Origin of the sequence: Legionella cincinnatiensis, from assembly GCF_900452415.1 — a bacterium.
In the GTDB taxonomy this organism is placed as follows: domain Bacteria; phylum Pseudomonadota; class Gammaproteobacteria; order Legionellales; family Legionellaceae; genus Legionella; species Legionella cincinnatiensis.
The window spans coordinates 3,511,557-3,525,059 of the sequence record NZ_UGNX01000001.1; the positions used below are offsets into that span (position 1 = coordinate 3,511,557).

Here is a 13,503-nt window from a genome sequence, read left to right on the forward strand (position 1 = left end):
CCACGAGCGCAAAAAGCAAATACATTCCTGAAATTATCGAGAAATTAACATGAGTCATGAGTTCGGAATAAACAACCGTGAATTTATTCCGATCCGTTCGGGCTGAGGAAACGCGCAGCGTTGGCTCGAAGCCTTTGTACGAACTTTCAAGTTCTGTGCTAAGGCTTCGAGACGGCGTAAACGCCTCCTCAGCCCGAACGGAGCATGCTAAGGCGCTATATATTTCAAAAGACTGTGGCTTCGTCGCCAAATCAAAAATCCCGCGTTCTCAATATTTTTAATCTTGTGACTAAGAGACAAGCCACGAGCGCAAAAAGCAAATACATTCCTGAAATTATCGAGAAATTAACATGAGTCATGAGTTCGGAATAAACAACCGTGAATTTATTCCAATCCGTTCGGGCTGAGGAAACGCGCAGCGTTGGCTCGAAGCCTTAGGACGAACTTTCAAGTCCTGTGCTAAGACGTCGAGATGGCATAAACGCCTCCTCAGCCCGAACGGATCATGCTAAGACAGATTTTAATTACATTCTTATCCTGAACTCACGTGAAATTACGCTTTTTTCCAGGCTTAAGAAAGGGACTAGAGCATCATCACAATGTGAAACAAACTTGTGTGCCACAGCGCGCTCAGCGAAGCAAAGAGCAGGCCTCGCTAGATAGGCATTTCTTATTTAGATATATTGAACATCAATAATTTCGTATTCGACCATCCCTCCAGGGGTGTTTACTGTTACAGAATCATCTAGCTCTTTACCAATTAATCCACGCCCAATAGGTGAACTGTACGAAATTTTATTCTGTTTGATATCTGCTTCGTCTTCACCCACAATTTGATAAGTTAATTTGGTATCGTTGGCTACATGACAAATAGTTACGGTACAGCCAAATACTACTTTACCGTTGTTAGGCAATTTGCTGATATCGATAATTTGAGCATGAGATAATTTTGCTTCTAACTCCTGGATACGTCCTTCGTTAAAACTCTGCTGTTCACGAGCAGCATGATATTCCGCATTTTCTTTTAAATCACCGTGTGCTCGAGCCGTGGCGATCGCATCCACAATGCGAGGTCTATCAACAAATTTTAATCGGTGTAACTCCTCTTTTAATGCTTCTGCACCATGTACTGTCATAGGATATTTGCTCATATCTACCTCAATATAATTCCTTTCTTAATGTAAATCCTGTAATCGTGTTACAGTTTCTCTATCTTCATATTTCATTGCAAGACAAGCAGCTTCAGCACCTGATAAGGTCGTAGTATAGCTCACCTTATGTTGCAATGCATTGCGTCTAATTGCAAAAGAATCAGCAATAGCTTGCTTACCTTCCGTTGTATTTACAATGAAATCAATTTCATTATTCTTTATAAAGTCTAAAACATGAGGTCTTCCTTCGTTGACCTTAAACACTCTTCGGCAATCAACTCCAGCTGCTTGCAAAGCCAGAGCAGTACCGCGTGTCGCTATAATTTCAAAGCCTAATTCAATTAAGCGCTTAGAAATTTCTCCTACTCGCGTTTTATCCGCATCTCGAACAGAGACAAAAGCGCGGCGACGTTTAGAAATATTACTGCCTGCTCCCAATTGTGCTTTAGCATAAGCCTGTCCAAAACGTCTGGCAATACCCATTACCTCGCCAGTAGATTTCATTTCTGGACCAAGAATAGAATCTACTCCAGCAAACTTAATAAACGGAAAAACCGGCAACTTAATTGAATAAAACGATGGCATATGATGATTCTGACTCAATCCTTGCTCTTTTAGACTAACACCTAATTTACAAAGAGCAGCAATTTTGGCTAAAGGAAGCCCTGTAGCTTTAGATACAAAGGGTACAGTCCTTGAGGCTCTTGGATTAACTTCTAAAACATAAATATCATCCGCCTGAATTGCAAATTGAGCATTAATTAAACCTACCACACCCAATTTTAATGCCATTTGACGCATTTGCTCCATTAGGTCCTGTTGTACAACAACGCTAAGACTAAAAGGAGGTAAAGTGCAAGCAGAGTCTCCTGAATGAATACCCGCCTGTTCTATATGCTCCATTACAGCTCCGATTAATACTTCCTGACCATCACAAACTGCATCAATATCTACTTCAATCGCATCATTTAAAAATTTATCTAACAATACCGGTGAATCATTAGATACGGCAACAGCATGGGACAAATAATGGCGTAAATCTTCTTCCTGATAAACAACTTCCATAGCACGTCCACCAAGCACATAAGAGGGCCTAACCACCAAGGGATAACCAATCTTATTTGCTAAGGCAATAGCCTCTTCTTCACTACGCACTGTACCATTATCAGGTTGATGTAATTTCAATTCAGTGACTAATTTTTGGAAACGATCTCTATCTTCTGCTCTATCAATTGCATCTGGAGAAGTTCCTATTATTTTCACGCCATTAGCTTCCAAAGCACGGGCTAATTTTAACGGGGTTTGGCCCCCATAATGAACAATCACTCCATCAGGCTTTTCTACTTCGACAATGGCTAAAACATCCTCCAAAGTCACTGGTTCAAAATACAAACGATCCGAAGTATCAAAATCAGTAGACACTGTCTCCGGATTACAATTTACCATAATGGTTTGACAGCCTGCATCCCTAAGTGCCATAGCTGCATGTACGCAGCAATAATCAAACTCAATTCCTTGACCAATTCGATTAGGACCTCCGCCAAGAATCATAACCTTTTTTTTGTCTAAATCGGGATTCGCCTCACAGCTACTTTCATAACAAGAATACATATATGCTGTGGCACTGGGGAACTCACCCGCACAAGAATCAATGCGCTTATAAACAGGAAAGACGCCTAATTCCTGACGTCTTTTGCGAACTTCTTCTTCAGTACACGACCAAAGGTTAGCTAAATAAGCATCTGCAAAGCCTCGCTTTTTCAATACACGCAACATTGTTGCATCAATGTTATGTAGTGTCTTATCAGCAACAGAACGCTCTAAGGCAATCAATTCTTCGATTTGTGCTAAAAACCAAGGGTCTACCCGACTTTCCTGGTGAATTTCATCAAGGGACATATTGTTCCGAAAAGCATCAGCAATATACCAGAGCCTATCTGGAGTAGGCGCACGCAAATTCCCTCTTAAACGTGCTAAATCACCTTTTAAAAACAATGGATGTAAGCCGCAACGGCCTATTTCTAACCCACGAATCGCTTTTTGTAAGGACTCCTGAAAATTAGAGCCTATGGCCATAACTTCACCAACAGACTTCATTTGTGTCGTTAGTGTATCTGAAGTTTGAGGAAATTTATCGAAGTTAAATCTAGGTATTTTAGTTACTACATAATCAATGCTGGGCTCAAATGAAGCAGGGGTCTTACCTCCAGTAATTTCATTTTTTAACTCATCAAGAGTATATCCTACAGCAAGTTTCGCTGCGATTTTTGCAATTGGAAAGCCTGTTGCCTTAGACGCTAATGCCGAACTTCGAGAAACCCTAGGGTTCATTTCCACCACGAGCATGCGCCCATTTTCAGGGTTAATAGCAAATTGCACATTAGAACCACCCGTATCGACCCCAACAGCTCTCAATACCTTAATTGCAGCATCACGCATACGTTGATATTCTTTATCAGTAAGCGTTTGTGCTGGTGCAACTGTAATGGAATCGCCTGTATGTACTCCCATAGGATCAAAGTTTTCAATAGTACAGACAATAATACAATTATCATTTTTGTCGCGTACTACTTCCATTTCAAACTCTTTCCAACCCAGTACTGATTCATCGATTAATAATTCATGAGTTGGAGACAACTCCAAACCGCGCATACAAATTTCTTCAAATTCTTCACGGTTATAGGCAATTCCACCACCACTGCCCCCCATAGTAAATGAAGGTCGGATAATCGCCGGATAACCCAAGCGCGCTTGCACCTGTATCGCCTCTTCCATACTGTGCGCAATGGCTGATCTGGGCATGTCCAAACCAATTTTAATCATCAGTTGTCGAAATTTTTCCCTATCTTCAGCGCGATCAATTGCTTCTCGTGTCGCGCCTATCATTTCAACATTATATTTTGCCAAAATACCTTCACGTACCAGATCTAATGCACAATTCAAAGCAGTCTGGCCCCCCATGGTAGGCAACAGAGCATCTGGGCGTTCAATGTCAATGATTCGGGCCACTTCCTTCCAAGAAACAGGCTCAATATAGGTCGCATCTGCAAGTTCTGGATCAGTCATTATAGTTGCGGGATTAGAGTTCACGAGGATGACTCTATATCCTTCTTCCTTTAGAGCACGTACTGCTTGGGTGCCAGAGTAGTCAAACTCACAAGCTTGCCCTATTACTATAGGACCAGCCCCAAGGATAAGAATGGATTTAATATCGGTTCGTTTTGGCATGGTAACAACAAAAAAAGATAAAGTGACATATTTTACCGAGTTTTGCTTAAAGTTTATACCCTTGACTTGCAATTATGTATATAGATTAGCTAAAACAATTTGAAGTCCTGCTTCAGTTAACGATAAATATTTATAATTTGGATCCGCAGTTGTTCGTTCTAACCATTCATTAGCGATGCAAATATCGGTTAATTTTTGCAACTGCTGCAATGAAACGGGCTCTTTTAATTTTTGAGAAAGCATTGCGGCAGATTCATCTTCCATATTTAAAAAGACTTGATCTCGAGTGGCTCCCTGAACTTTCATTACATCATAAAATAAACCTAAAATATCAACTTCATTCATGATGGCTGTCCTTAAAAATAAGCATAAAATGATTTAATAGCGTATGCTTCAGATAAACGAGTGAAATCAGGATGTTGATTCATTCGGAGTGAAAAGCATTTGCTATTTTACTTAAAAAAACTTGTTGCTATTATCCTCCCAAAAACAAAGCCCTATTTCCATATAGGCATGATAATAAAATAAAAATGGATTTTCGCCTATGCGGAAATGACAAAATCCTTATCCGAAACTGACGCTTATTTATAGTATAAGCCTAAATTATCCTATGTAAAAAGAAAGTTAACGCTTCAAATTAATACCCTCAAAGCCGTAGTTCATCCTTCTGCTCCAGTTGCAATGCCTGAGAATACGCATCATTTTTAGTTACTGGTCCAAAAAATGCTGGAGAAAAAGCATCTATGCTGAAATTCATTCTGTGTATTTCATTCAATTGAGGCAACAATGCATCCCTCAAAACACGGATTTCACCCACAGCATCACTCAATTCCCGGGAAGAACAGTAATTTTCGGTTAGTTCATACCAAAGATATCTTGTTTCCATTTGCTTGTAATACCTTGGTTTTTTAAAGAGATCTCTATTTAAAGGATGCTTGGAATTTTTTTTCAATAAATGCAAGAAGCTGTCTCTATCCGTAATATAACTTGCAGCAGGGACATGATACCAGCACTCCCCTTTTTTATATTGTTTGACTAATAATATAGGTATTCTTACTTTATTGTAGGCAATAAGCTCATCCATAATTTGACTTTTTTCGTTACTCATCAATGCCAAATGCACCTCTTCTAATTTGGAAAAAAGATCTGTATATTGAGTATATAAAATTTTTAAAAGGGTTAATTGCTCTTTTGTTTGTTGCGCTAAACACTCTTTGAAACGTGTTAAGTGAATGATGAGTTCTTCGATTTTTTTTAATTCGGTTTCATCCAATAAAATAGAAGGCTCTTGTGGTTCTTTATTTTGCAAATCTGGGATCTCAAAATCTTCGTGTACAATCTCAAAATTTTGCAACCCAGCAATAATTCGTTGCTCTTCAGCATTACTATTTAATTGATTGGTATTGGCAAGTCCTACAAAAACTTTAATTGAATTCCACAGATCCTGACTAAAGATTTGTTGCGTACGCAAAGTATTCCAAAAACCATCCATGCCATAAAGAAGACTATTTATAAAACCAAACCCTAATGCCTCAGCCATATGGACTACCGTACTACACAATAAAAATACCGCTAAAAGAGCAAGAGCTCCTGTTATTATTACTGCAGTAATTGGAAAAACAAAAAAAAGAGTCAAGAATAGATTAATCGCTTTAGAAATACCTTCATGATTTAAAGTCAAGGCAAATGATAAAGGTAATCCCACGCTAGCAAAAACACCAACAAGAAGCGCAATAATTGCATAAAAAGCATGATATGCAAATGCACGTAATGGCAATACTACGATGCCTAAGAAAATTGCTAAGAAGCGTTCTAAAACATACATAAAAAGATGTGGCGCATGAGTTCAATATAAAAAATATCTTAATTTCCACTATTAAACTAGGGCGTGTTGACAATTCATGTTCACCGCCTCCGTCGGGGAGATCAATTGTCAAGAGATCTTATTTTTATTTTGAATTGAATGTGACACATGATACTCTTACATTTGATTTTATTTAAAACAAGTTGCTCCTATTATGGAAGAAGTTGATGTTATTATCATTGGCGCGGGTGCCGCAGGTTTAATGTGCGCTATTGAAGCAAGCAAACGCGGTCGAAAAGTTTTAGTACTTGATCATGCCAATAAAGTGGGTAAAAAAATTTTGATGTCGGGTGGAGGGCGTTGTAATTTCACCAATTATTACGTAGAGCCCGAAAAATACAAATCCAATAATCCTCATTTTTTTAAATCGGCTTTAACTCGCTATACTCAATGGGATTTTATTGAGCTGGTAAAAAAGCATAAGATTCCTTTCCACGAGAAAACTCTAGGGCAACTCTTTTGTGATAACAAATCAATAGATATTGTTACCATGCTGCTTAAAGAATGTGACGTTGCAGGGGTTACAATACAGTTAAACACAAGCATTGAAAAAATTCATAAAACACAAAGTTTCAAAATACAAACTACTAAAGGGACTTTTCATTGCCAATCCGCAGTTATTGCCAGTGGTGGATTATCCATACCTACCATGGGAGCGAGTCCTTTTGCTTATAAGATTGCTGAACAATTTGGGATTAAAATATGGCCCACACGAGCAGGACTGGTTCCTTTAACCCTAGATGTAATTGAAAAAGAGAAAATCGCATTACTTTCAGGAATTGGAGTGGATAGTTTGGTTAAAAATGCCTGTATTGAATTTCGCGAGCATACCTTATTTACTCATCGAGGTTTGAGTGGCCCTGCAATCTTACAGTTATCTTCCTATTGGCACGTTGGTCAAACTATTTGCATCAATTTATTGCCTGAAATTAATCTTTTTGCATATTTAAAGACTGCTCGAGTCAATAAACCACAAAAGCAATTAAATTCAATATTGTCCACACTCTTACCCAAACGCGTCATTGAGGTCTTTATCAAACCAGAACTTGCAGAAAAAAAATTGGCTGAACTACCCAATCGAGACCTAGAAACTGTAGCAAAACAACTTAATTCCTGGATCTTAAAACCCAATGGTACTGAAGGATATCGAACCGCAGAAGTAACGATTGGTGGAATAGACTGTAATTCCATTTCATCAAAAACCATGGAATCTCATGAAGTACCCGGTCTTTATTTTATCGGTGAAGCTCTGGATGTAACCGGTTGGTTGGGAGGATATAATTTTCAATGGGCATGGTCATCAGGTTGGGCTGCAGGCCAAGTAGTATAACACCAAAGCTAAATCTCCTACTTTATGGAAAAGAGATTTATCTAAAAATACTGTGCATAAAATATCAATAAGATAGCAGCTATTTCGTCGATGAAAATGACTTTTAATTAACTTAACATTAGCTTAATGAAGTTGAGTTATAATAACACACAATGAATACATTTATAGCGCTGCATCAGTTAATTGCTCGTACTCTTTGAGGAGAACCAAAATGCCTAAATACGTAAAAGGGATGGAATTAACCCAAAATGGTATGCATGCTATTTTTGAACGTATGGGACAAGATATTACCAGTGGTATTATTTACAATGGAAATCCTGACATCCGAGTAGATGTACTAAATCAACAAGGGTTTATGCCCATATTAACAGGAGTGAGTCCAACACAAGAATCGGGCCACTGGATCATGTTAATTAAAGGTCAAGGCAATCACTACTATCTTTTTGACCCACTGGGTGAAGGTTCGGGAAAAGGGTATAAAAACATCCTCGCCAAAAAACTCCCCCAAGGTGCTACACTTTCTGTGATTCCCAATGACCCGGGATTAAACATGGGCTTATGCGGCTATTGGGTGGCTTCTGCAGGAGTAAGAGCACATACGGCACTCACAGGAGATAATCCTCCTACTTTAGAAAATTTAGGCCAAACCATCACTCAAGAAATGCAAAATGAACTCGCTGGGAATGGCTATGGTGAAATTACTGGTTGGTTACGGGCTGTTGCCGACAACTTCCCCGTAGATGGCGGTGTACAAACCGAGGCAACCGCGTTAAGACGGGCTACAGAAAAAGAGTTACACATAGAAATCCCGACTCTTATTTTAACTGGGAAAACCACAACACCTAAAGAAATCCCTACACAACCTACTGCACCACAAACGGCTTCTACGTCGATTCTCAACAGCGCTTTATTGGAAAATGACCTCGATGTTCGCAATGTGGTAGATTATGTCCATAAAGAATATTTAAGGCATGATTATCCTGGGCCATTGGTCGATCCCAAAAATCCTAATGGAGACCGAATTAAACCCACAGAAGTAAGTCGAATCACTCATGGCCTCGCCCATACGGTTCGCACTATGGCTTGTGCTGAAGTGATGGTCGAAGAAGCACGGAAAGCAAAATTTAGAGGAGAAATACTAGGGGCGGCAAAAAATGGTAAATCCTTAGCCGATGTCACTCCAGAGGAACTGAAAAAAATTCTCATCGCCCAATCCTTCTTTGTGGTAGGCAGAGATGATGAGCGCTCAGGATATGAAGCGAAGTATAAACGAAACTTCTATGAAGAATATCACGAGAAAAGTGAACAAGCATTCAGAAAATACGTGGCAGAGAATAAGCTCATCGGCAAAATATTCAAGGATCAAAAAGAAGTAGATTTTTATGCGGCGATTATTCTAGACAAACCCCATAATTGGGATGGAACTCCAGCACATGTCTTAATCCATCAAGGCCATATGGTGGACTTAATGAGAGTTAAAGCACCTCAAGAACCCGTATTGGAATATGCTTTTACCACTCTTAAAAACTCAGTAGGTTCACTAGGAGCTGAAATTGTTCTCAAAACACATCGAGACTTTTTATTGGCTACGGGAGCCGTAGTTCCTCAGTTTAATCCAGAAGCGATAGATGATCCCAGCAGAGGCGGAGCTTATGAGAATCCATATGGTGGCGAAAAATACGTTATAGAAGAAGGGATAGTTCCCAACGCTAAAAATATGCGACGCGAAAAGTTTGATTATAAATTGAAAGAGAAAGAACGGTTCGTAACTATAAAAGAATATTATGCCATTCCTGAAATACAACAAGCATTTCCAGGTTGTAAAACATATTTAAAATCAACTCCCTATATGGAGCCTACTCCTGTTGCACAAAAATGTGAACAACCCCTAGTCTGTCTAGGAGTTATCCAAGAAGTTCGTAGTAAAGTAAAAATGGATGCAATTCAAGAGGCTGTGCAACCCTCCTCAGAAAAGACCAGAAGACCACCCAATGGAGATGAAATTGCCGCTGCACGGCTTATCCACCAAATCATAGCTAATCCTGATGTGATTCAAGACGATCATGTCCTTTTAAATGGCCAAAAATTGGAAGAACAATTTTTCCGTGGCTTGTTAGCTAAATGCGATATGGCCATTGTAGGATCCCTATTAAACAATACCGATATCAATAATATTGATCGTTTAATGCAACATGAAAAAGATACGGAATTTCATTCAACTGATCCCAAAGCAGTTCCAGTTAAAATTGGAGAGACCTGGGATGAAAAAATTAGAAAAAAAGGTGGCGAATATAGAGATAAGATTAAGCATGATTTAATTTTCCTCATGCAAAATGATGCATGGTACTACAGCCGTGTCAACGCAATTGCCCAAAATAGAGACACGGGTTCCACATTTAAAGAAGTGATGTTTACTGCCTTACTTACCCCTCTGACCAGTAAGGCATTGGTAGATACACATGGTAGTACTCCTTCACCAAAATTACTCTATCGAGGATTAAATTTTTCAGAAGATTTTCAAAAGAAGCTGGTTAATCAAGCCAATACTATCATTGCGAATTCGGCAAAACATCTCTTTACCGATCTGTCTGCACAAGATTTTATGCAAATCAAGTTAAATGACTTAAGTAAGATATCTGCCAGAACAAACGCAAGTAACTCTACAAATATTGAAGTCCCAAGAACAACCTTTAGTTCGAATACCATCTTTGAAATCAATGATCCTGATCGCTTACTGCAAGCCAAACAAGTGGGAACTCATGGCAATGATACCGAAGATGAATTTTCATTTTATTTATCGGATGATGTCGCTTTAATTCCAACTAAAGTGACTCTTGATGGAAAAACCCCTACTGGAGCAGATAGATATATTATCACTTTTACGACCATTAAAAGTCCTGATTTTATTCAAAGACATGAAAGTGGTTTTGCCGTTAATTCCTTGATTAAGATGCAAAACGCAAAAGTGACAGAGACAATAAATGTTATTCAACCAGAAGATGAAGAAACTCATAAAAACTTAAATGAAACGCTAAAATTACTGCGGCTTAAAATGGTATATCAATCTAAATTACCCATTAGAGGTGGATTTTTAGATAAAATACAACACTACTTTTCAGGAAAAGACGATCAAAAAATATCACTGGAACGAAGAAATTTTCTGAATAAAAAAGTGATTCCTGCATTACAACAATGTCATATTGCGCTTCGATTAAATAATATGGAAATGATGCAACATGCGTTAGCAAATTTTCCCTCCGATAAAGAATGGTCTGACTTTAAATCAGATGCAGCAAAAGCAGCTAAAATGGAAATGGATAACCTAAGACCTCTTATTGAAAAGAAAATAGCGCTTCAACGTCAACTTTCACCGTTAATGAAATGCCAAGAGGCGCTGGAAAAACAACAAATCACTGATGCTTTAAAAGCACTTGAAAGTATTCCTTCAGAGAATGACATGAACAATATGCCATTGATAAGCAGCAATACAAAAGAGCAGATTCAACGTACCAAACAAGAGATGACTGAAAACTTGGAGCCACTACAAGATGCCGTCATTACTCCTGTGCTCATTAATACTGAGCAAGTAAAGAAGCGTTATGAAACCCTTATAACGAGCATGACCCAACGAATTGCAGCTATAGACACCGCAAAACTCGATAAGGTGACCGGCATTAAGAAAGAGTTATTTAATCTTAATTCCCTGCAAGAAGAAGTAAAAGTGCTACGCAATGAAAAAGCTCGGCTCTATTCTGAAGCCGAAACAGTTGATTTTACTGATGTCGAAAAATTAGAAGAGCAACTAGGAGCCATCCATAACAAATTATATGATGCTTATATAGCTAAGATTACAGAAGAGCTCGAGCTACTTGAAGAAAAAAAACCTAAGAATCTTACTGCTATAAAAGAAATGATTTCTAGTTTTAATGAGCGAATGACTGAAGTGGAACAATTACGTCAAGAAAAAATAAGAAAACACGGGGCATCGAAAGACCCGCTTGATCTGTCCGATGTTGATGCATTAAAGGATCGATTACAAAAGGTTAATCAATTTTTAACTAAGGCATTGATAAGCAATATAAGAGTCTCTCTCAATCAAATGGAAGTAAAAAAGTTTGAGATGCAGATGAAAGAGGCTCAACACAATTTACAGCTCCTCGATACGCTTGAAAAAACATTAGATGACTCGGATACAGCGAAAAAGCACAAAGCAGAGATCGTGAAATTAAATGAGTTTTTTGTGGAGAAACAAAAAGCCTATCCTGCAATGGTGCAATTGCAATTTAAGAGCGAGGCTTTAATTATACAATTGCGTGAATTATGTGAGGTTCACCAGGTTAATTTGGCACAATCAAGAAAAATAAGAACAGAAGAACTCACTAAAAATCGTTGGATGTTTCAAGGATTTACTGATCGGGTAGGACTGACTACAGATGAGCGCCCTATCCTAGCTAAGAAAGGGACATTATTAAATCAATTTTTAAATAAATTTAAGAAAGAGTTAAATAATGATAAGTATGACATACAAGAACTTATTAATATCTTAGCAAAGAGAAGTCCTGATGAATTGGAAGAAGCAATTGGCCTCTCTACAGAAGGTGCTGAGAAACTCCATGCACTCTTAAAGAGTTTAAGCCATAGTACAACCTTTATCGCTAAAATAGAAGAACGTATGAAATTAAGCGATGACGTATTAGGGGAGTTTAATAAGATAGCTAGGCAGAGTGTTGTTAAGGAAGAGCTCCCCAAAACTCTTGAGTTGTGATTTATCTTTCTGACACATAAAAAACCTCTCTATTGTTATCCGGAATAATGAATGATTGAGGCAATATTCGGCTATTAATATCTGATGTACTGTACAGATAAGTAATTAAGGGTTGAATGTCGCAAAATATAACGCGATACTTCTTCCTTAATTAGGTCATTGTGTATGTCTTTTATTGAGTTACATTCCCATAAAAGAACATCACAATGCACATCTACCTTATGAGTGACATGCTGAATATTTATTAGACGTGGGCCTATCAACAATTGAATTCTGATGCCTTTTGTCTTAACATCAGAACGCCTATATGTAGGCCCTAGTACAGTTAAATAACAAAGCCTATATAAGGGCGCAAACCTTCGGATTTATAAACTAGAGATTACTTTTTTGATTCAGAATAAAATTTCAGCGCATAGATTTCTTACAGTGGCACATGTTTTTTTAATAACTATCAGTAACATATTAGTACAATACCCTTTTGAGCTCTTTGGTTTTCACACTACTTGGGGCGCTTTTACTTATCCCTTTATTTTTATTTTGACCGATCTGACTACCAGACTTTCCAACGCCAGGACAGCTCGACGCATCATTTTTCTTAGTATGATTCCTGGACTACTCATCTCTTATTTTATAGCAAGCTCTATTGAAATTCTTGGCTCCTTAAGCTGGAATAGTTTTTTTGCACTCCACTATATGCCTTTACGGGTTGCATTAGGATGCTTCGTTGCCTATGTCATTGGCCAGTTTATGGATATCTTTATTTTTCAGCGTCTTCGAAAGAGCTCATCTTGGTGGGTAGCTCCAGCTCTTTCAACTACAATAGGAAATATAATCGATACCCTTTTGTTTTTTACTATTGCGTTTTACCACAGCACTCATCCTTTTTTGAACCAACATTGGCCGGAAATAGCCATCGTTGATGTCTGTTTTAAAATTACAATTAGCTTGATAGCTTTTGTGCCTATCTATGGCTGCGTGCTACATTTTTTTAGTATCAAATATAGAAATAAAGTTATGGCACTTTAATCTGCATTTGCTATAAAAATAAGTTAATTTTTATAGCAAACTGATTTTATTTAGAATTATGTCCCACATAGATACCACGCTCCTATCCTATCCGGTGCCAATTCCTTCTTTCACCCCAATGAGTATTTTTAATTCAAAC

The 13,503-nt window shown here is 38.1% G+C and carries 7 protein-coding genes; 3 read left to right on the plus strand and 4 right to left on the minus strand.

Features of this window, described 5'->3' with window-relative positions:
* Window positions 1–674 precede the first annotated feature (674 nt).
* The 4 genes from greA to DYH34_RS15485 form a co-directional block, all read right to left on the minus strand.
* Window positions 675–1,151, minus strand: coding sequence for a transcription elongation factor GreA (gene greA / locus DYH34_RS15470; RefSeq protein WP_058466527.1), 477 nt, complete (start codon window positions 1,149–1,151; stop codon window positions 675–677).
* 24 nt (window positions 1,152–1,175) lie between these two features.
* The gene (carB, locus tag DYH34_RS15475) at window positions 1,176–4,379 is read right to left on the minus strand and encodes a carbamoyl-phosphate synthase large subunit (RefSeq protein ID WP_058466532.1); all 3,204 of its coding nucleotides are present in this window, start codon (window positions 4,377–4,379) and stop codon (window positions 1,176–1,178) included.
* A 72-nt stretch (window positions 4,380–4,451) separates the two neighbouring features.
* Complete coding sequence (locus DYH34_RS15480; protein WP_058466528.1) at window positions 4,452–4,724, minus strand: hypothetical protein; 273 nt, start codon at window positions 4,722–4,724, stop codon at window positions 4,452–4,454.
* A 301-nt stretch (window positions 4,725–5,025) separates the two neighbouring features.
* The gene (locus DYH34_RS15485) at window positions 5,026–6,204 is read right to left on the minus strand and encodes a hypothetical protein (RefSeq protein WP_058466529.1); all 1,179 of its coding nucleotides are present in this window, start codon (window positions 6,202–6,204) and stop codon (window positions 5,026–5,028) included.
* 193 nt (window positions 6,205–6,397) lie between these two features.
* Here DYH34_RS15485 and DYH34_RS15490 point away from each other — a divergent pair, with 193 nt between their 5' ends.
* From DYH34_RS15490 to DYH34_RS15500, 3 genes are all read left to right on the plus strand, one after another.
* Window positions 6,398–7,573 (plus strand): BaiN/RdsA family NAD(P)/FAD-dependent oxidoreductase, encoded by a 1,176-nt coding sequence (locus tag DYH34_RS15490; protein WP_058466530.1) that lies wholly within the window; start codon window positions 6,398–6,400, stop codon window positions 7,571–7,573.
* Between the two features lie 211 nt (window positions 7,574–7,784).
* Window positions 7,785–12,338: a SidE phosphodiesterase domain-containing protein gene (locus DYH34_RS15495; protein WP_115342635.1), complete on the plus strand. Its 4,554-nt coding sequence runs from the start codon at window positions 7,785–7,787 to the stop codon at window positions 12,336–12,338.
* 387 nt (window positions 12,339–12,725) lie between these two features.
* Complete coding sequence (locus DYH34_RS15500) at window positions 12,726–13,364, plus strand: 7-cyano-7-deazaguanine/7-aminomethyl-7-deazaguanine transporter (RefSeq protein WP_058464859.1); 639 nt, start codon at window positions 12,726–12,728, stop codon at window positions 13,362–13,364.
* The last annotated feature ends 139 nt before the right edge of the window (window positions 13,365–13,503 follow it).